General features: G+C 63.5%; 16 protein-coding genes and 1 pseudogene. 8 read left to right on the plus strand and 9 right to left on the minus strand.

Going from position 1 to position 18,418, the window contains the following annotated elements:
* Positions 1-16: 16 nt before the first annotated feature.
* Positions 17-1,801, plus strand: coding sequence for a single-stranded-DNA-specific exonuclease RecJ (gene recJ / locus NKI67_RS26980; protein ID WP_352647813.1), 1,785 nt, complete (start codon positions 17-19; stop codon positions 1,799-1,801).
* 19 nt (positions 1,802-1,820) lie between these two features.
* Here recJ and NKI67_RS26985 read toward each other — a convergent pair whose 3' ends face one another.
* The 3 genes from NKI67_RS26985 to folE form a co-directional block, all read right to left on the minus strand.
* The gene (locus NKI67_RS26985) at positions 1,821-2,792 is read right to left on the minus strand and encodes a patatin family protein (protein ID WP_023678882.1); all 972 of its coding nucleotides are present in this window, start codon (positions 2,790-2,792) and stop codon (positions 1,821-1,823) included.
* 84 nt (positions 2,793-2,876) lie between these two features.
* Complete coding sequence (gene hisI, locus NKI67_RS26990; RefSeq protein WP_352568834.1) at positions 2,877-3,347, minus strand: phosphoribosyl-AMP cyclohydrolase; 471 nt, start codon at positions 3,345-3,347, stop codon at positions 2,877-2,879.
* Positions 3,348-3,357: 10 nt separating this feature from the next.
* Positions 3,358-4,020 (minus strand): GTP cyclohydrolase I FolE, encoded by a 663-nt coding sequence (folE, locus tag NKI67_RS26995; protein WP_023678880.1) that lies wholly within the window; start codon positions 4,018-4,020, stop codon positions 3,358-3,360.
* A 240-nt stretch (positions 4,021-4,260) separates the two neighbouring features.
* Here folE and NKI67_RS27000 point away from each other — a divergent pair, with 240 nt between their 5' ends.
* The gene (locus NKI67_RS27000) at positions 4,261-4,707 is read left to right on the plus strand and encodes an iron-sulfur cluster assembly scaffold protein (RefSeq protein ID WP_023678879.1); all 447 of its coding nucleotides are present in this window, start codon (positions 4,261-4,263) and stop codon (positions 4,705-4,707) included.
* Here NKI67_RS27000 and NKI67_RS27005 read toward each other — a convergent pair.
* Complete coding sequence (locus NKI67_RS27005; protein WP_352568833.1) at positions 4,704-5,618, minus strand: LysR substrate-binding domain-containing protein; 915 nt, start codon at positions 5,616-5,618, stop codon at positions 4,704-4,706. The two genes, NKI67_RS27000 and NKI67_RS27005, sit on opposite strands and share 4 nt — an antisense overlap.
* A 91-nt stretch (positions 5,619-5,709) precedes the next feature.
* Between NKI67_RS27005 and NKI67_RS27010 the strand changes: the two genes are divergently transcribed.
* The 4 genes from NKI67_RS27010 (at position 5,710) to thrS (ending at position 9,434) form a co-directional block, all read left to right on the plus strand.
* Positions 5,710-5,877 carry a hypothetical protein gene (locus NKI67_RS27010; RefSeq protein ID WP_352647815.1) on the plus strand — a complete coding sequence of 56 codons (168 nt, stop codon included), beginning with the start codon at positions 5,710-5,712 and terminating at the stop codon, positions 5,875-5,877.
* 79 nt (positions 5,878-5,956) lie between these two features.
* Positions 5,957-6,331 (plus strand): membrane protein insertion efficiency factor YidD, encoded by a 375-nt coding sequence (gene yidD / locus NKI67_RS27015; protein ID WP_352454656.1) that lies wholly within the window; start codon positions 5,957-5,959, stop codon positions 6,329-6,331.
* A gap of 146 nt (positions 6,332-6,477) precedes the next feature.
* The gene (blaOXA, locus tag NKI67_RS27020; RefSeq protein WP_352568831.1) at positions 6,478-7,293 is read left to right on the plus strand and encodes a class D beta-lactamase; all 816 of its coding nucleotides are present in this window, start codon (positions 6,478-6,480) and stop codon (positions 7,291-7,293) included.
* Between the two features lie 167 nt (positions 7,294-7,460).
* The gene (thrS, locus tag NKI67_RS27025; protein ID WP_352568830.1) at positions 7,461-9,434 is read left to right on the plus strand and encodes a threonine--tRNA ligase; all 1,974 of its coding nucleotides are present in this window, start codon (positions 7,461-7,463) and stop codon (positions 9,432-9,434) included.
* Positions 9,435-9,698: 264 nt separating this feature from the next.
* On the opposite strand, the gene NKI67_RS27030 is transcribed toward thrS, so the two are convergent.
* On the minus strand, positions 9,699-10,664 hold the full coding sequence (locus NKI67_RS27030; protein ID WP_023678874.1) for an RgsD C-terminal domain-containing protein: 966 nt from the start codon (positions 10,662-10,664) through the stop codon (positions 9,699-9,701).
* Positions 10,665-10,820: 156 nt separating this feature from the next.
* Between NKI67_RS27030 and NKI67_RS27035 the strand changes: the two genes are divergently transcribed.
* Complete coding sequence (locus NKI67_RS27035) at positions 10,821-11,405, plus strand: nitroreductase family protein (RefSeq protein WP_352568828.1); 585 nt, start codon at positions 10,821-10,823, stop codon at positions 11,403-11,405.
* A 19-nt stretch (positions 11,406-11,424) separates the two neighbouring features.
* Here the strand turns inward: NKI67_RS27035 and NKI67_RS27040 are convergent, their stop codons facing one another.
* Both NKI67_RS27040 and NKI67_RS27045 read right to left on the minus strand, forming a co-directional pair.
* The gene (locus tag NKI67_RS27040) at positions 11,425-12,306 is read right to left on the minus strand and encodes an HpcH/HpaI aldolase/citrate lyase family protein (protein ID WP_352587953.1); all 882 of its coding nucleotides are present in this window, start codon (positions 12,304-12,306) and stop codon (positions 11,425-11,427) included.
* A 3-nt stretch (positions 12,307-12,309) separates the two neighbouring features.
* Complete coding sequence (locus tag NKI67_RS27045; RefSeq protein WP_502909365.1) at positions 12,310-12,801, minus strand: MaoC family dehydratase; 492 nt, start codon at positions 12,799-12,801, stop codon at positions 12,310-12,312.
* Positions 12,802-12,911: 110 nt separating this feature from the next.
* Between NKI67_RS27045 and NKI67_RS27050 the strand changes: the two genes are divergently transcribed.
* Positions 12,912-14,033, plus strand: a complete 1,122-nt coding sequence (locus NKI67_RS27050) for a DUF2336 domain-containing protein (protein WP_352647820.1) — start codon at positions 12,912-12,914, stop codon at positions 14,031-14,033.
* Here the strand turns inward: NKI67_RS27050 and NKI67_RS27055 are convergent.
* Positions 14,030-16,095, minus strand: a pseudogene (locus tag NKI67_RS27055) (FUSC family protein). The gene NKI67_RS27050 and the pseudogene NKI67_RS27055 sit on opposite strands and share 4 nt — an antisense overlap.
* A gap of 42 nt (positions 16,096-16,137) precedes the next feature.
* Positions 16,138-18,189: a DNA topoisomerase IV subunit B gene (parE, locus tag NKI67_RS27060; protein WP_352647821.1), complete on the minus strand. Its 2,052-nt coding sequence runs from the start codon at positions 18,187-18,189 to the stop codon at positions 16,138-16,140.
* Positions 18,190-18,418: the final 229 nt, after the last annotated feature.

Below are 18,418 nucleotides of genomic sequence, written 5' to 3' on the forward strand. Positions count from 1 at the left end.
GCAGACGGCGCGTCACGTGACGGGGGAAAGACGCTTTTTCCTCGATGTCAGGCAGTCGGCCACCGGCGTTTCCTGGGAACACCGGCTGACCGAGCGGCAGGACATGGCCGCGCTCGCCATCGCGCAAGGGTATGGCGTGCCTGACATCGTGGCACGCGTGCTGGCCGGGCGTGGCGTCACCGCCGAGCAGACCGAGCGGTTTCTGGATCCGACCATCCGCAACCTGCTGCCCGACCCGGCATCGCTGACCGACATGGACAAGGCCGCCTCTCGCATCGCCCAGGCGGTGATGGCCAGGGAAAAGGTGGCGATCTTTGGCGACTACGATGTCGACGGCGCCGCCTCATCGGCGCTGCTCAAGCGCTTTCTCGCACATTTCTCGGTGCCGTCGGAGATCTACATACCGGACCGCATCTTCGAGGGTTACGGCCCCAATCCGGAAGCGATGCGCGAACTCGTTTCGCGCGGCGCGACGCTGATCGTCACCGTCGATTGCGGCACCAACAGTGCTGCTTCCATCGACGCGGCGAAGGCCGTCGGCGCCGACGTCGTGGTGCTCGATCACCATCAGGTCGGCGGGCCGTTGCCGGCGGCGACTGCGGTCGTCAACCCCAATCGCGAGGACGACCTTTCCGGCCAAGGTCATCTTTGTGCCGCCGGTGTCGTCTTCCTTTGCCTGGTGCAGACCGCGAAGATTCTGCGCAGCCGCCTGCCGGATGCCGCACCGCCGGACCTGCTTGGCCTGCTCGATCTGGTAGCGCTTGGCACCGTCTGCGACGTGGTGCCGCTCACCGGCATCAACCGCGCCTTCGTTGTCAAGGGGCTGCAGGTTGCGCGGCAGCAGAGGAACGAAGGGCTGGCGGCATTGGCGCGGGTCTCGCGTATCGGCGAGCCGATCAACACTTTCCATCTGGCCTTTCTGATCGGTCCGCGCATCAACGCCGGCGGGCGCATCGGCGACGCAGCACTTGGCAGCCGCCTGCTTGCAACCGACGATCCGGTCGAAGCCCGCACCATCGCCGAGACGCTGGATCGGCTCAACCAGGAGCGGCAGTCGATGGAGCAGGAGATGCTGGCCGCGGCGCGCTCAGAGGCCGATGCCGAGCTTGCCGGCGGCAATGGTCCGGCCATCGTGGTCACAGCCAGCAGCAACTGGCACCCGGGCATTGTCGGCCTGCTTGCCTCGCGGCTCAAGGACCATGCAAGACGGCCGGCCTTTGCCATCGCCTTCAACGCCAATGGTGTCGGCACGGGGTCAGGCCGTTCAGTGTCTGGCTTCGACCTCGGCCGGTTGGTGCGCGAGGCTGCCGATGCCGGACTTATCGTCAAGGGCGGCGGCCACGGAATGGCGGCCGGCATCACTGTCGAGCGGGCGAAGCTCGGCGAACTCAGGGCTTTCTTCGAAGAGCGCACGGCGGTGGATGTGTTCCGCCTGCAAGGCGAGGAGAGCCTGGCGATCGACGGCGCGCTTGCCGCCGAGGGCGCGACGCTTGCGCTGCTCGATGCGCTTGAGAGGGCAGGGCCGTTCGGCGCCGGGCATGTTGCGCCGGTGTTCGCGCTGCCGCGCCACCGGCTTGTCGATGCGCGGGCGGTCGGCACCAACCACATCCGCGCCGACCTGCAGTCGGAAAGCGGCGGCCGCATCCAGGCGATCGCCTTTCGCGCCGTCGACACGGCTCTTGGCGAATTCCTGTTCAAGAACAGGGGTAAGCCGGTGCATGTCGCCGGCTCGCTGTCGGGCAACCACTGGAACGGCAACCGCACGGTGCAATTTCGTATCGTCGACGCGGCGCTTGCCTGAGAGCTCGCTGCCGCCCTGCCTAAGCGAGGACGGTCTGCAGCCGGGTCAGGTCGCCGATCTGCGCCATCGTTGCCTGGTAGCCGATACGGATCGCTTCGTCGGCGCGGTGGAATTCGGTCAGGCCGATATGGCTGAGCTTCGGCTGCAGCGATATGTCCGGCGGGTCGCCGGCCAGCCTGGCGCGCGAAATGCGGTCCTGGATGATGTTGAAGGCCTCGACCATGACGCCGGTAATGCCGAGCCGCGTCTCGCGTGACTGGCGTTCAGGATCGGCGTGGCCGGCCCTCGGCGCGTCTTTCTCGATGACCAGCTCGCCGGCATTGTGCTTGATCACCGCGGCGCGGCCGAACAGATCGTAGTGAAGGTTCACCGCAACTACGAGCGGCTGCTCGTAGGCACGGCAGACCGAGACCGGCACCGGATTGACCAGTGCGCCGTCAACCAGCACACGCCCATTGCAGGCGACCGGCTCGAACACGCCGGGCAGCGCGTAGGAGGCGCGCATTGCGGTGCTCAACGAGCCGCTCGACAGCCAGATCTCATGGCCAGTGCGGATTTCCGAAGCGACGCAGACGAATGGTTTTGGCAGGTCCTCGAAGCGGATGCCGGCTATGTGCTCGCGCAGCCGCGCATCGAGCTTCATGCCACCGAACAGGCCGCTGCCGCGTAGATTGAGGTCGAGAAGGCCAAAAATGCGCCGCCTGGTCAGGCTGCGCGCGAATTCTTCCAGCTCGTCAAGCTTGCCGGCAACATAGCAGCCGCCGACCAGCGCGCCGATCGAGGTGCCGGCGATCATCGACACTTCGATGCCGGCTTCGTCAAGCGCGCGCAGCACGCCGATATGCGCCCAGCCGCGCGCACAGCCGCCGCCCAATGCCAGCGAAATCCCTGTTTTGCCCGGAGATTTGGTTTCGGATGCGCCCGCGGCCGAGGAGAGGCCATTGGCCTCCCGAACGTCAGGTCTGTTGCGCAATGACGCCCAGTCGAGCATCACAATCTCCCTTGTCCCACGGCCATCCTATAGGCGGGCCGTATCGAAATCATGAATATACGTGGCTGAAGTGCTGCGAATGGTTCATATTGATGGTGTATTGCGCTTTCGATACGTTTTTTCCGCATCGAACAGCGGCTTGCTGCCGTCGCTGGCAAGTGTCCCTTTGCCATCGCTCAGCCCCACCGTCCGATAAAAGCATGAACGTCGGCCGGTGTGACAAGTTGCTTGGTGACCCAGCACTTTGACGCGCAACCATATCGCGTCCTGGTCACAATCCGTGAGCATCTCGACAACCTCCTGGACATTGCCCGAGGTTTCGCCCTTCTTCCACAGCGCGTTGCGCGAACGCGACCAGTAGTGCGCGATGCCGGTCTCGAGCGTCAGCGCCAGCGCCTCGGCATTCATGTGCGCGACCATCAGCAGCATGCCGTCTTCGGCATCGGTGACGACGGCGGTGACGAGGCCGCCGGCATCGAAGCGCGGCGAAAGGACCGTGCCTTCCTCAAGCGCCTTCTTGTCTGAGGGAGCTTTCGGGAACTCCAATGCCGACATTCGCCGGTCCTTATTTAACTAAGGTGGGGCGGGTCTGATCAGTTCCGCCGCCGCGCACCATGGTGACGAAGCGGACCTGCTCTTCGGGTGTATCCTTGAAGACGCCGGTGAAGGTCGAGGTCAGTGTGGTGGAGCCCTGTTTGCGGATACCGCGCATGGCCATGCACATATGCTCGGCCTCGAGCATGACGGCGACGCCACGCGGATTGAGCACGTCCTGGATGACCCCGGCAATCTGCGCCGTCATCGCTTCCTGGGTCTGCAGACGATGGGCGAAGATGTCGACGACGCGGGCGATCTTGGACAGGCCGACGACCTTGCCGTCCGGCAGATAGCCGACATGCGCCTTGCCGATGATCGGCACCATGTGGTGCTCGCAATGCGAGTGGAACGTGATGTCCTTGACGATCACGAGGTCATCGTAGCCGGCGACTTCCTCGAAGGTGCGGCCGAGTTCCTCGGCCGGACACATGTCGTAGCCGTTGAACATTTCGCGGAACGCCTTAGTGACGCGCTTCGGCGTGTCGATCAGACCCTCGCGGTCAGGGTTGTCGCCGGTCCAGCGCAGCAAGGTGCGCACCGCGGCTTCGACTTCGGCCTCGCTTGGCCGGTCGGTGACCGGCTTTTCCATATAGGCCGACTGCGGCATGAGTTTCTTGATAACGGCGTCCATAAAGGCGTCTCCCGTAGTTCCTCTCTCAGGAGGAACGAGTTGAACGGACCACGACCTTTCGGGTGTTAGAAACTCGCCCGGTTTCCAGCCCGTAAGTGGCGTGAACAGATTTGGGCATGACGAGGTTTGTGGTCGCCTTGTCGATACCCGACTACCGCCATTATATATGTTCGTGCCGAGCGAAAGGAAGACGCCAGAGCGGCAATCGCTGTTCGCTGGGCGGCGACGGATTGGAAAAATATGATCGACGATGTCTACAATGCGAAAATTCTGGGTTTTGCCGGAAATATCGCACGGATCGGCCGGCTCGACCGGCCCGACGCAACCGCACGAGCACATTCCAAACTGTGTGGCTCGACAGTGACCGTCGATCTGAAGATGGATGACGGCGTCGTCAGCGATTTCGCGCATGACGTGAAAGCCTGTGCGCTTGGCCAGGCGTCGTCTTCGATCATGGCGCAGCATGTCGTCGGCGCCAGTGCAGAAGAATTGCGCAGCGTGCGCGAGACGATGCTGAAGATGCTGAAGGAAAATGGCCCGCCGCCCGAAGGCCGCTTCGCCGACCTGAAATACCTGGAGCCGGTGCGCGACTATAAGGCGCGCCACGCCTCGACCATGCTGACCTTCGACGCAGTGGTCGATGCCATCGGCCAGATCGAGAAGAAGCGGGCGGAAGAGGCGGCTTAAACCTTGGCGAGAAAACGCCGGCTTTCGGCGAATTCCGCCCGGACCCACTCGGCAAAAGCCCTGGCTGGCTCGGAAAGGTCATTCAGCCTTCTGGCCACTAGCCAATAGGCGCCCGACGCGACGTCGATGTCGAAAGGCTTGATCAGCGCGCCGGACGCAAGTTCTTCGCCGATCTGCAAAAGATCGCCCAGCGCGACACCATGTCCAAGCAAGGCTGCCTGCTTCGAAAGCGAAGCATCGGCCAGCATCGGGCCGCGCGCAGGCACGGCATCAGCCGTCACGCCCGCCGCTTCGAACCAGCGCGCCCAAGCCTGACGGTTTTCTTCGTGCAGCAATGTATAGCGACCAAGGTCGATCGGCTTTTCCAGAGCTGGGCCGGATGCAAGAAGTGCCGGCGACAGAACTGGGGAATCGACGACCGCGGCAAGCTGTTCGGCTTCGCTGCGTGGCCATGAGTTGGCGTGCGCACTGAAACGTAGGGCAAGTTCGGGCTGATCGCTGCGAAACTCTATCAACCTCGGGTCGACCTCAAGGGAAACGTCGATGTCGGGTCGCAACTCGCGAAACCGGTTGAGCCGCGGCACCAGCCATACGGATGCAAGCGATGGCTCGACGCTGACACGTACCACGGACTGCGTCGGGGCTGCCGTCAATTCCGAAAGCAGCCTGTCGATGCCCTCGAAACTTCTGACCAACTGATCGAGCAGCCGCCGGCCGGTGTCGGTCAACTCGACGCGGCGATGATGGCGGAAGAACAAAGGTTGGCGCAGGAAGGTTTCGAGCTCGCGGATCTGTCGGCTGATCGCCGCCTGCGAAACATAAAGCTCCTCGGCCGCACGGCTGAAGCTCAGGTGACGACCGGCTGCTTCGAAGCTTCTGAGGGCCGTCAGGGGGAGGTGTCCGCGCTTCATTCGCATAACTCAGAGTTATCTGACGTGGACGTTATACTCGTTTGAAGAGCAAGGCCAGCGGCGCTCTAATCGGTGCTCAAGGAGTGCCGCCATGATCCAGTTTCTCAACATTCTAGGCGATGTCGCGCGGATCGCGACGTTTCAGTGGTACGACGAGAAACCGCATAGGGATTGGTGCGAGGAGAGGCCGCCGACCAGCGTCGCCGTATGTCGAAGGCCGACGCCCGACCACTACCCGGTTCGCCGTACCAGGCCATGACCGGATTGCCGGAACGGCATTGCGTTCCTGGCCCGATGCGCACATCTATCGCGTAGGGAAACGCGATGTGGAGACTGCGGTGGTCGGCCAACATCGGCAAGCGCACGGCGCCAGACCGATTCGACAAGGACGCAATTGGCCCGGCCCGTGGCGCAAGACGCCGGGCCGCGTCTTCGGCACGTCGCTTGTCCGACTCTACCAGCTGACGCTGTCCGGCTTCGTCGGCAATTCCTGCCGGCATCTGCCGACCTGTTCCGAATACGCGCACGAAGCGATCGCCCGCCACGGGCTGTGGGCCGGCGGCTGGATGGGGTTTTTCCGGGTGCTGCGCTGCGGACCGTTCGGCACGCACGGCATCGACCGGGTGCCTGAGGCACTGGCTGATCGCTACCTCTGGTTCACGCCATGGCGGTACTGGCGGATCGGGAAAAAACGTGGCGACCTGGACAGTTGACCGCAGCTGTGCGGTGCACAAAGGGATCGCTTTTTACGATCTGTTAGGGTTAACCGCAGCTTGCGCTGACATAGCGCATTTGAGACAAAATCGAGACAAGACACCTCGCTAAGCCGCTCCTGACACCCTTCAGGAGAGATTACCAAATGCGCCGGATAGATCGTCTTCCCTTCGTTTTCGCCGTGGTTCTCTATGTCCTGGCGTGGCTGATGGGTTTTCCGATCCGTGCGCAATCGGCGCCGCTCGGGGACGTCGAATGCACGCTGATCGTCGACGCCGCAAGCGGCGAGACGCTGTATCGCCAAGGGACCTGCGATCAGCGCTTCAGCCCCGCCTCGACATTCAAGGTTCCGCTGGCGCTGATCGGCTATGATGCTGGAATCCTGAGCGACGAGCATACGCCAAGCTGGGAGTACAAGGCAGAGTTCAATGCCCCGAAACGGGACCGCAAGACCGTCGACCCGACGATCTGGGAAAGGGATTCGGTCCTTTGGTTCTCACGCGAGATTACGCGCCGGCTCGGCAGCAAACAGTTTGCCGGCTATGTGTCCAGATTGGACTATGGTAACACCGAAGTCTCCGGCACTGCCGGCAAGAATGACGGCCCCACCCATTCCTGGGTGAATTCTTCGCTCAAGATATCGCCGGTCGAGCAGGTCGATTTCCTGCGCAAGCTGCTGGCGCGGAAACTGCCGGTCTCGGACAAGGCCCATGCGATGACCAGCGCGATTGTCCCGACCTTCCGGGCAGGCGGCTGGACGGTGCAGGGTAAGACCGGAACGACCAGGCTCGGCGACAGCGCCGACAAGCGCTCGCTTGGCTGGTTTGTCGGCTGTGCGCAGACCGATGCTCGCAAGATCGTCTTTGCCCGCCTGGTAGTCGATACGAAACGTTCCGACACGCCAAAGGGGCTCAAGACGCGGGCGATGTTCCTGAAAGATCTGCCGAATCTCCTCAGGTGACCTACATCCGGCTTTACGGCACCGAAAACTGCCCATAAAAGACCGCTCGCCGCCGGACGCATCCGGCTCTTACTGATGCATGTCGTAGCCCCAAAACCGCTAAGCAGTCTTGGGCGACATGCATTTCACCACCCGCGCTCGTTTGCGGGACTGGATAGGAGAATCTTATGTTGAATTCCGTTTCCCTGACATTTCCCGATGGTTCCGTTCGCGATTACGACGCGGCGATGACCGGCGCCGGCCTGGCGGAATCGATCTCGAAGTCGCTGGCCAAGAAGGCCGTTGCCTATTCGATCGACGGCACGCTGCGCGATCTTTCCGACCCGATCGGCAAGTCCGGCAAGGTCGAGATCATCACCCGCGAGGACCCGCGTGCGCTGGAGCTCATCCGCCACGATGCAGCCCATGTGCTGGCCGAAGCCGTGCAGGAACTTTGGCCGGGAACGCAGGTGACCATCGGGCCGGTGATCGAAAACGGGTTCTACTACGATTTTGCCCGCAACGAGCCGTTCACGCCCGACGATTTCCCGGTGATCGAGAAGAAGATGCGCGAGATCATTGCGCGCAACAAGCCGTTCACCAAAGAGGTCTGGTCGCGCGAAAAGGCGAAAAGGATCTTTGCCGACAAGGGCGAGCGCTACAAGCTCGAGTTGATCGACGCCATCCCCGAGGATCAGGACCTCAAGATCTATGCACAGGGCGACTGGTTCGATCTTTGCCGCGGCCCGCATATGGCCTCGACTGGCCAGATCGGCAACGCCTTCAAGCTGATGAAGGTCGCCGGCGCCTATTGGCGCGGCGACAGCAACAACCCGATGCTGACCCGCATCTACGGCACGGCCTGGGCCGACCAGGCCCAGCTCGATGCCTATCAGACGATGCTCGAGGAAGCCGAGAAGCGCGATCACAGGAAGCTCGGCCGCGAGATGGACCTGTTCCACTTCCAGGAGGAGGGCCCTGGCGTCGTCTTCTGGCACGCCAAGGGCTGGAGGATGTTCCAGAACCTGGTCAACTACATGCGCCGCCGCCTCGACGAGCAGGGCTACCAGGAAGTCAACGCGCCGCAAGTGCTCGACAAGAGCCTGTGGGAGACGTCAGGCCACTGGGGCTGGTACCGGGACAACATGTTCAAGGTGACGGTTGCTGGCGACGACACCGACGACGACCGGGTGTTTGCGCTGAAGCCGATGAACTGCCCCGGTCACGTCCAAATCTTCAAGCACGGGCTGAAATCCTACCGCGATCTGCCGGTAAAACTTGCGGAATTCGGCAATGTGCATCGCTATGAGCCGTCCGGCGCGCTGCACGGGCTGATGCGCGTGCGCGGCTTTACCCAGGACGATGCGCACATCTTCTGCACCGAGGAACAGCTCGCCGACGAGTGCATCAAGATCAACGATCTGATCCTCTCGACCTATGCCGATTTCGGCTTCGACGAAATCACCGTCAAGCTGGCGACCCGCCCCGAAAAACGGGTCGGCACCGACGCGATGTGGGATCATGCCGAGGGCGTGCTGCAGGACGTGCTCGACAAGATCGCCGCGCGGTCGGGCAACCGGATCAAGACGGGCGTCAATCCGGGTGAGGGCACGTTCTACGGGCCGAAGTTCGAATATGTGCTGAAGGACGCCATCGGCCGCGACTGGCAATGCGGCACCACGCAGGTTGATTTCAACCTGCCGGAACGGTTCGGCGCCTTCTACATCGGCTCGGATTCGGAAAAGAAGCAGCCGGTGATGGTGCATCGCGCCATCTGCGGCTCGATGGAGCGTTTTCTCGGCATCCTGATCGAGAATTATTCCGGCCATTTCCCGCTCTGGTTCGCGCCGCTGCAGGTGGTGGTGGCGACGATCACTTCCGATGCCGACGATTACGCGCGAAAGGTCGTCGCGCAGCTGAAGGCGGCGGGGCTGATCGCCGAAGCCGATCTGCGCAACGAGAAGATCAACTACAAGGTCCGCGAGCATTCGCTGGCCAAGGTGCCGGTCATCCTCGTCTGCGGCAAGCGCGAGGCCGAGGAAGAAACGGTCAATATCCGTCGTCTCGGGTCGCGCGACCAGGAATCACTCGGCCTCGCAGCCGCCGTGAAGCTGCTTGCCGATGAGGCGGTGACACCCGACCGCAAGCGCCGCGCGGCCTGAACCAGCCGACCAGCAACGAATGGCGGTGGAGCGATCCACCGCCATTTTCATATGCCTGCCACGCCGCGAGCCTATCCGGCAAAATCGATCGACGTGCGCATCGGCGACGTGCTGGAGTGGGACGAACTGGAAGCCGCTGCGCGACCACAAGATCTTGCTCGACCGCCTTCACCGCTGCGTCTTCGACCTGCCTTCGGCCGTACCGCGTGGCCGCGCGCAGTTGCTGGCGCGACGCATGCGCAAAGCAGCCTAGAGGGGCGCGCCTCAGTCGGCGCCTTCCTCGGAATCGATGGCCGAAGCCTCGGTGGCCAGAACCTCGATGTCCTGGTTGTGCCCAGCCACCACCGTAAAATCCTTCTGGTAGATGCGGTCGCGGTTCTTGGCGATGATGGTGTAGTCGCCCTCGGCCAGCACCATCGAGGCAAAGGCGCCGACGGTTTCCTTGATCGGATCGCCGGATTCGTTGAGCAGGGACCAGGAGGTGTCGGCGATCGCCTCGCCGCCTGGTTCGCGCACCAGCTTCATGGTCATCTCGGCGGCACGGTGCTCGACGGTCGCTTCGGTCAGCTTGCCGGCCTCGACGCGGATGTCGGAGCGGATGACCGCGTTCACCGCGCCATAGGTCGACACGACGTGGTAGGTGCCGGCATTGAGCCGCACGACGCTGTTCGGCTCGACATCGGGTATGATCAGGGCGCGATCGCCATCGGCCGCGGCGTGGCTCTCATAGATCGAGAAGCGCAGCTTCTTCGGCGGTATGCGTACCCCGCCGGACAGCACGGCATCGAGCTTGAGGCCACCGGCATCGAGCACGAGGCTCTCGCGCTTGGCTTCCTTGCCGACGGTGATGCGCTTGGTGGCGCCGGCCCGCCCGTAGGAGGCGTGGACCAGATACGAACCCGGCTCGAGCTGGAATATGGCGGTGCCGCCATGAGCGGAGGCGACCATCGGCAGCTTGCCGTCGCTGGCCGATTCGGGCTTGAAGACGCGCCAGACTATGCCGCGCGTGATGTCGGCGCCCTTGTCGGTCAATTGCGCCGACAGCGTGATCGCCCCGCTGCTGCCCAATGCCAGCGATGTCTCGCTTTTCGGAGGCGCATAGCCCGAAATTCCGGGAAGCTTCAGCTCGCCGAGGCCGTCCACATCCTGGGCGACGGCAAGCGAAACCGGCACCATCAACAGTGCGGCAGCGAGCCATATCAGGAAAAGACGCAATGTCCCCTCAAACATGCCTTGCGTTGAAGCCCAAGGCGGTGGCAATTTCAAGGCTTAAGAGTCCGGTCGGCTTCTGCTACAGGGCTCTTTGTCCGGCGCGCCGCGCCAATGCCCAAGCCGCCCGATGTCCCGATGGTGCGCTTCAGCTCAAATTCCAGGAGACTTGCGCCCATGGCGTCGCCGATCATCGATCTTCTGCTGACCCGAAATTCCGCGCCGATCCCGGATTTGAAAGAACCGGCACCGGGCGATGCGGAGATCGCGACGATGATCGCCGCCGCCTCGCGGGTGCCGGACCATGGCCGGCTGGAGCCTTGGCGTTTCATCCTTTATCGCGGCGAGGCCCGCATCGAGATCGGCAAGAAGCTGGCAGAACTTGCCGAACAGCGCGAAGGGCCGCTGCCGGAAGGCCGGCGCAACCAGGAATTGGCGCGCTTTTCGCGGGCGCCGCTGGTCATCGGCGTGATTTCTATCCCCAGGGAAAATCCAAAGATCCCGCAATGGGAGATGTTCCTGTCCGGCGGCATGGCGGCGATGAACCTGATGCTTGCCGCCAATGCGCTGGGCTACGGCACCAACATGATCAGCAACTGGTATTCCGACGTGCCCGAGGGCAGGGCGATCCTCGGCCTGGCGCCGCATGAGCGGGTCGTCGGCTTCGTCCATATCGGCTCCTACCAGGGGCCAGCGCCGGAACGACCGCGGCCCGATCCGGCAAAGCTCTATGCCGACTATTCGGGGCCGTGGGTGGGATAATTTTCGCGCGGAACAGACCCTAAGCGTCAAGCCCCGCTGCCTTGGCTCGCGCCAGGAGCCGTTCGGCGAGCTTGAGATGCGGCCGATCGTACATCTTGCCGTCGATGCCGACGACGCCGGGATTTCCTGCCGCCTCGAACGCCTCGACGATCGCCAGGGCGCTTTTCACCGCTTGCGCCGAAGGTGTGAAGGCGGCGTTGATGACCGGCACCTGCGCCGGATGGATCGCCATCTTGCCGGTGAAGCCGTCGCGCTCGGCCTCAGTGCATTCGGCCTCGAAGCCGGCCATGTCGCGAAAGTCCGGAAAGACGGTGTCGATCGCCGCGACTTCCGCGGCACTTGCGGCAAGCATGGTCATGGTGCGGGCGAAGCGGAACACATCCGTGTAGCGGCCGTTCCCGTCGCGCGTCGCGCGTGCGCCGATTGCCGCCGACAGATCTTCCGCGCCCCAAGTGAGGCCGGCAAGCCGCGCGCTTGCCTTGGCGTAGGTTGCAGCGGCCATTACGCCGGCTGCGGTTTCGGTGATGATCGGCAGGATCCTTATCGCGCCATCCGGCAGGCCGCCTTCGGCTTCGTGCACCCTGAGCTTGGCCGAGAGATGCTGGACATCCAGTCCGCTGTTCGACTTAGGCAGCATGATGCCGTCTGGTTTCACCGGCACGAGCGCCGCCAGATCGTCGTCGGTCAGTCCGGTCGAAAGATCGTTGACGCGAACATAGATCGCGGAGCTGGTCCGGTGCCTGTGCGCGGCGATAAAACGCGCCGCTGTGTCGCGCGCCAACCCCTTGTTCTGCGCAGCAATCGAGTCCTCGAGATCGATGATGACCACGTCGGCGCCCACGCCAAAGCCCTTCTCCAGCTTCTTTTCCGAATCGCCGGGAACGAAGAGCAGAGAACGCATCGGCTATGCCTTTTTCACCATCATGGCTTGCCTCGTGCATTTGGCAACCAGCACATCGTTCTGGTTATAGGCGCGGTGCTCGAACTCGACGATACCGCGGTCCGGTTTCGACCTGGAATCGCGCACCGAAACCACCGTGGTCTCGACGCGAATGGTGTCGCCATGGAAGACGGGATGTGGAAACACCGTCTCCTTCATGCCGAGATTGGCGATGGTGGTGCCGACGGTGATGTCATTGACCGAGATGCCGATCATCAGGCCCAGCGTGAACAGCGAATTGACCAGCGGTTTGCCCCATTCGCTCTTCGCCGCGAAGTCGAAATCGATGTGCAGCGGTTGCGGGTTCAGCGTCATCACCGAAAACAACATGTTGTCGCTTTCGGTCACGGTCTTGCGCAGCGTGTGCTTGAACACATGGCCGACAGCGAACTCCTCAAGGTAAAGTCCGGCCATGGTCGATCTCCTCCGCTGCTTAAGGGTTGATAGGCGTTGCATACCGGGCTCGCAAGCCAGTTAACGAACATGGTGAACCGTTCGTAAACCATTTGTGCCTACGGTCTCGACAGGGACCAGAAGCGTTCTGGCAAGGGGCGTAAGCAGGCGACATGGTCGTTTCGCATTTCCTGAAATGGATCCATACGGCGAAGGTGTCGGAGCGTGCTGCGGCGGCAAGCGCGCTGGCTCGCGCCTATGTCGACTCGGAGCTGCCTTTCGAGGACCGCTGCGCTGCCGAGGCGGCGCTGACGTTGCTGCTCGATGACGCATCGTCGAAGGTGCGGCTGGCGATCGCCGACGCGCTTTCCATGAGCCATCATGCGCCGCCGCAGATCGTCAGCGCGCTGGCCTCGGACCAGCCGGAAGTCGCAGCCTTGGTGCTGGCGCGCTCGCCGCTGCTCACCGATGCCGACCTGATCGATCGGGTTGCCGGCGGCCAGAAAGCGACGCAGAGGGTGATCGCCGACCGGCCGCGTGTCTCGATGTCGGTTGCGGCGGCGATCGCCGAGATCGGTGAGCCGGAGGCTTGCACCACGCTGCTCGCCAACAGCGGCGCCGACATCGCATCCGTCAGCTTTCGCCGCATGGCCGAGCGGCACGGCCATCTGCCTCTAGTGCGCGAAGCGCTGATTGCCGACGCGCGCCTGCCCGCCGACTGCCGGCATATGCTGCTGGTCAAGCTCGGGGAGATGCTCAAGGGGTCGCCGCTGGTGCTGGCACTGATGGGCGCCGCCAGGGCCGAGCGCGTCACGCGCGATGCTTGCATCAAGGCTTCGGTGACGCTGATCGAAGGCACGCGGACAGAGGAACATACAGCACTTGTCGAACATCTGCGCCTGCGCGGCGACCTGACCGCAAGCTTCGTCGTCCGCACCATTGCGCACGGCAAGGTCGACTTCTTTGGTTCGGCGCTGGTCGCGCTCAGCCAACAGTCCGAACAACGGGTGAGAGCACTGCTGGCCGGCGGGCATGACATAGCGTTGCAGGCACTGTTCCGCAGCGCCGGGCTTGCCGCCGCCACCCACGCCATCATTCTGCGCGCGCTGAAGGTCTGGCGCGAGGTCGCCAATGGCAAACGCCTCGCCGGCGTCCAGGAAGTCAGTTGGCTGATGCTGAAGGAATTGGGCGGACAGTCCGCCGAAGGCGATCTCGCCGGGCTGGTCAAATCGATCCATCTCGACGCGCTGCGCGAGAACGCACGCGGGCATGCGCTGGCGATCGCTGCTGCCTAAACCCGGTCCTTCGCGAAAAAATCCGGAAAATCCTCGATCGCGGCGGCAATGATGCGCAGCGAAGCGGCGATCTGCAGCATTTCGGCCGCGACGCTGCGCTCCGCGATGCCTGCTGCATACTGCCTGGCGACTGCGACGGTCGCCGTCTGCGGCTCGCCGACGCGCCTGAACAGCAGCTCGCGTGCCAGACCGCGCAGGAAATTGGCGATGGAAAGTGCTGTTTCAGGCGGGATCGCGGAACTTTGCTGCGCGTTGCGCAGCCGTAGGATTTCGAGGCCGACGGTAACCGCAGCTATGCCGCCGCCGAGAACCGCGTCGCCTTTCTTGCCGGCGTTCTGCAGCAGTGGCATCAACTGGTTGATCCGGTCGTAGGCAAGGCTTTCGAAGGCCGATCGCCGCGGCAGGCGGTCGTGCAGGCAAAGGCGTGCAAGATCTTCACGCATGGTTTGCAGGATGCGGTTGACTGTAACCCAGGGGTCGGCGGGCAGCACGACGGCGAAGACGCCGATCGCCAGAAGAATGCCGACAAGGACCGATGCCGAATTGGCGAGGAATGGCTCCGGATCGTAGGTCATGACCTGATGTGGGCTGAGGAAGGCGAGGAAATTGATGGCAAAGGCCGTTGCCACGCCGACGTAGCGCGGATTGGCCATGCCCAGTGCCGCTGGCACCAGGATCGGGACGACGAAAACCGCGAACCAGCCAAAGCCCGGCAGCGCTGGAAGTGCTATCTGCCCGACCACAAACGCGAACGGCAGGGCGAGCAACGTGCCCTCGAAGAAGTTCCATGCCGACCGGATCGGATCGGCGCGCGCGGCGAACAAGCTGGAGACGACGGCGACCAGAATGACCGTGCCGGTCGCGTCCGACCATTTCGTCGCCAGCCAGAAGCCGGCGACCAGGAGCGTGGCGATTGCTGCGCGCACGGCATTGCGCGATGCCGCACGGTAATCGCGGTGCACCACCAGCGCTGGCTGCCGCCGTTCGCGACTGGCACGAGACGGGGGAGAGCGGAGTGCATCCAGGCCGCGCAGCACTTGCTGCATTGCCTCGGCGAAGTCGGCGGCAATGGTTAGGCGGGTGACAGTGCCAGCCCAGTCAATGTCTTGCCCGGCCGCGATGTCAGGCATCTGTCGCGCCTTGCCGGCGATTGCGTCGAGCCGCGCCACCCAGGGCGCCGTATCGTCCAGCGCGCCCGGCTTGGCTACCAGTTCGCCGACAACGGCCTGCAACTCGGCGCGAACGGGGATGAGGGCTGCATTCTTCGGCGCGGCGTGGGCATGCAGCGCACGCGCCGCTGACAGGGCCGACAGAAGCTGGCCGATGGTACGCCGGACCGGATAGGCGCGGGTGGCGAGGCTCGGCCCCTCCAGCCTTGCGTAAGTGCGCATCTCGCCGAGCGTCTGGACGTCGCCGATCAGCTTGCGGTGCAGCCCGGCAAGCTTTTCCGCATCGCCGCCGGAAAAAGCGCCGTCCGCATAGGCCGCCAGGTCGAGAATGCTGCGTTTCAGTCTTGAGATGATGGCGTCGGCGGCCAGTTTCGGCAGGATCAGCCGGCTGGTCAGCGCAGCGCAGACGATACCAAGCACGATTTCCGCGCAGCGCGCCACGGCGAGATCGATGACGAGGTGCGGCTGGCCGAAAGCCGGCAGGCCTATGATCATCGCGGTGTAGCCGGCAAGCGCCGCGCCATAGGCTTCCGGATTGCGTAGCAGCGACGAGACCAGCGAGCAGATGCCGGTCCAGACGGCAAGAACTGCAACCAGCAACCACGGGTTGGCATCGAAAACAGTGGTAATGCCGATCGCCGCAGCGCGCCGGCAAGCGTGCCGAGGAGACGATAAAACCCCTTCGCCAGCACCATGCCGGCGACCGGCTGTGCGACGATGAACACCGTCATCATCGCCCATTGCGGGTGGTCGAGCTTCAGCGCATAGGCGGCCAAAATCGCGATGAGGCCGGCCGAAACGGTGCGCAGGGCAAAGATCCAGTCCGAGCGCGTCGGCCGCGTCAGGCCATCGATCCGCGTGCCGATATCGTCCTTCAGCCGCGCCCAGGTCAAGTGCTCGTCTCCAGCTCAGAAGGCCAAGCTAGCGGCGGGAGCTCAGATATCCAGCACTTCCGTCTCGGCGAATTCCGCGCGTTCCTGGATGAACCGGAAACGGGCCTCGGGCTTGGTCCCCATCAATGCGTCGACCGCATCCTTGGTCGCCGCCTCGGCATCGATAACGTCGACCCGCAGCAGCGTGCGCTTTTTCGGGTCCATGGTGGTTTCCTTGAGCTGGGCGGCCATCATTTCGCCCAGCCCCTTGAAGCGGCCGATTTCGACCTTGCCGCGCCCGGTGAATTCGGTGCGCAGGAGTTCGTCCTTGTGCGCGTCGTTGCGGGCATAGGCGACCTTGCCGCCTTGCCGGATCGAATAGAGCGGCGGCACCGCCAGATAGAGATGGCCGCCGCGGACCAGGCTTGGCATCTCCTGGTAGAAAAAGGTGATCAGCAGCGAGGCGATATGGGCGCCGTCGACGTCGGCATCGGTCATGATGATGACCCGGTCGTAGCGCAGGTCTTCGTCGCGGTATCTCGAGCGCGTGCCGCAGCCAAGCGCCTGGATGAGGTCGGATATCTGCTGGTTGGCGGCAAGCTTGTCGTTGCCGGCGCTGGCGACGTTGAGGATCTTGCCGCGCAGGGGCAGCACCGCCTGGCTGGCGCGGTCGCGCGCCTGCTTTGCCGAACCGCCGGCCGAATCGCCCTCGACGATGAACAGCTCGGCACCGGCGGCGGCATTCTGCGTGCAGTCGGCGAGCTTGCCGGGCAGGCGCAGCTTGCGCACCGCACTCTTGCGCGACACTTCCTTTTCCTGGCGGCGGCGCACCCGCTCGTCGGCGCGCGCGATCACCCATTCGAGCAGTTTCGAAGCTTCCTGCGGATTGTCGGCCAGCCAATGGTCGAACGGGTCGCGGATAGCGCTTTCGACGATGCGGATCGCCTCGATCGTCGCCAACCTGTCCTTGGTCTGGCCGACGAATTCCGGTTCGCGGATGAACACCGACAGCATGCCCGCCGCCGAGATCATCACATCCTCGGAAGTGACGATCGAGGCGCGCTTGTTGCCGACCAGGTCGGCATAAGCGCGCAAGCCGCGCGTCAGGACGTTGCGGAAGCCGGCCTCATGCGTGCCGCCCTCCGCGGTCGGGATGGTGTTGCAATAGGAATTGATAAAACCGTCGCCGCCGAACCAGGTCACCGCCCATTCGAGCGAACCGTGACCGCCCTGCTTCTCGCTCTTGCCGGCAAACATTTCACGGGTCACCTGGAATTCGTCGCCGAGCGAGGCTTTCAGATAATCCTTGAGGCCGCCCGGAAAATGGAATTCTGCCTTGGCCGGCGTCGTGTCCTTTTCCTTGATCAGCGAGGGATCGCAGGTCCAGCGGATTTCGACACCGCCGAACAGGTAGGCCTTTGACCGCGCCATGCGGTAGAGCCGCGCCGGCTCGAAAGCAGCACCCTTGCCGAAAATCTGCTCGTCTGGATGGAAGCGGATCTTCGTGCCGCGGCGGTTGTGCACCTCGCCGAGCTGCTCCAGGCCGGTCACCGGAACGCCTCGCGAGAAGCGCTGGCGATAGAGCTTGCGCCCAATCGCGACCTCGACCTCGAGATGGTCGGACAGCGCGTTGACCACGGAAACGCCGACACCGTGCAGGCCGCCGGACGTCTCGTAAACCTTGCTGTCGAACTTGCCGCCTGAATGCAGCGTCGTCATGATGAGTTCGAGCGCCGGCTTCTTGAATTTCGGGTGCGGATCGACCGGAATGCCGCGGCCGTTGTCGGTTACGGACAGGTATCCGTCGGCGGAAAGCTCGACATCGATGAAGGTCGCATGGCCGGCGACCGCCTCGTCCATCGAATTGTCGATGACCTCGGCGAACAGATGGTGCATCGCCTTGTCGTCGGTGCCGCCAATGTACATGCCTGGGCGGCGGCGCACCGGCTCCAGCCCCTCCAGCACTTCGATATCGGCGGCACTGTAGCTCTCGCTGGCGTCGCGGGGCGCCGGCCGCTTCGCCGCCTGCACCAGCGGGTCGGCCGGGCGCGCGGCGGCGCGAGCCGGTTGCGGCTGCTTGTCGAATTTGGCGAAAAGATCGTTATTGTCGTCCATGCCGATCCTGGATTCCGATGCTGCGAATCACCATCCGATACTGCCACGCTTTTCGCGGGCAGGCGACGGAGGTTCCTGTTACGTTCGAGGATAGAGCCTCTTACTGCAAAACCATTCGACAGCCAAGCGGCGGAAATGGGGTCGAAGCCTGGAGCATCGACGCTTTGTAAACCTTGTCCGAAGGTTACGCCGCAAGGTTGGCTGAAAAACGATATCCGCGAACTGTCGC

The organism is Mesorhizobium sp. M0408, assembly GCF_040321495.1.
Lineage (GTDB): Bacteria > Pseudomonadota > Alphaproteobacteria > Rhizobiales > Rhizobiaceae > Mesorhizobium.

What these genes read in the sequence shown, in the direction of transcription:
- NKI67_RS27030 (WP_023678874.1), bottom strand. Translation starts at nt 10,664, where the DNA reads ATGTTTGAGGGGACATTGCGTCTTTTCCTGATATGGCTCGCTGCCGCA.
- blaOXA (WP_352568831.1), top strand. Translation starts at nt 6,478, where the DNA reads ATGCGCCGGATAGATCGTCTTCCCTTCGTTTTCGCCGTGGTTCTCTAT.
- NKI67_RS26985 (WP_023678882.1), bottom strand. Translation starts at nt 2,792, where the DNA reads ATGCTCGACTGGGCGTCATTGCGCAACAGACCTGACGTTCGGGAGGCC.
- parE (WP_352647821.1), bottom strand. Translation starts at nt 18,189, where the DNA reads ATGGACGACAATAACGATCTTTTCGCCAAATTCGACAAGCAGCCGCAA.
- NKI67_RS27000 (WP_023678879.1), top strand. Translation starts at nt 4,261, where the DNA reads ATGATCGACGATGTCTACAATGCGAAAATTCTGGGTTTTGCCGGAAAT.
- NKI67_RS27005 (WP_352568833.1), bottom strand. Translation starts at nt 5,618, where the DNA reads ATGAAGCGCGGACACCTCCCCCTGACGGCCCTCAGAAGCTTCGAAGCA.
- NKI67_RS27050 (WP_352647820.1), top strand. Translation starts at nt 12,912, where the DNA reads ATGGTCGTTTCGCATTTCCTGAAATGGATCCATACGGCGAAGGTGTCG.
- NKI67_RS27035 (WP_352568828.1), top strand. Translation starts at nt 10,821, where the DNA reads ATGGCGTCGCCGATCATCGATCTTCTGCTGACCCGAAATTCCGCGCCG.
- NKI67_RS27040 (WP_352587953.1), bottom strand. Translation starts at nt 12,306, where the DNA reads ATGCGTTCTCTGCTCTTCGTTCCCGGCGATTCGGAAAAGAAGCTGGAG.
- hisI (WP_352568834.1), bottom strand. Translation starts at nt 3,347, where the DNA reads ATGTCGGCATTGGAGTTCCCGAAAGCTCCCTCAGACAAGAAGGCGCTT.
- thrS (WP_352568830.1), top strand. Translation starts at nt 7,461, where the DNA reads ATGTTGAATTCCGTTTCCCTGACATTTCCCGATGGTTCCGTTCGCGAT.
- folE (WP_023678880.1), bottom strand. Translation starts at nt 4,020, where the DNA reads ATGGACGCCGTTATCAAGAAACTCATGCCGCAGTCGGCCTATATGGAA.
- NKI67_RS27010 (WP_352647815.1), top strand. Translation starts at nt 5,710, where the DNA reads ATGATCCAGTTTCTCAACATTCTAGGCGATGTCGCGCGGATCGCGACG.
- NKI67_RS27045 (WP_502909365.1), bottom strand. Translation starts at nt 12,801, where the DNA reads ATGCAACGCCTATCAACCCTTAAGCAGCGGAGGAGATCGACCATGGCC.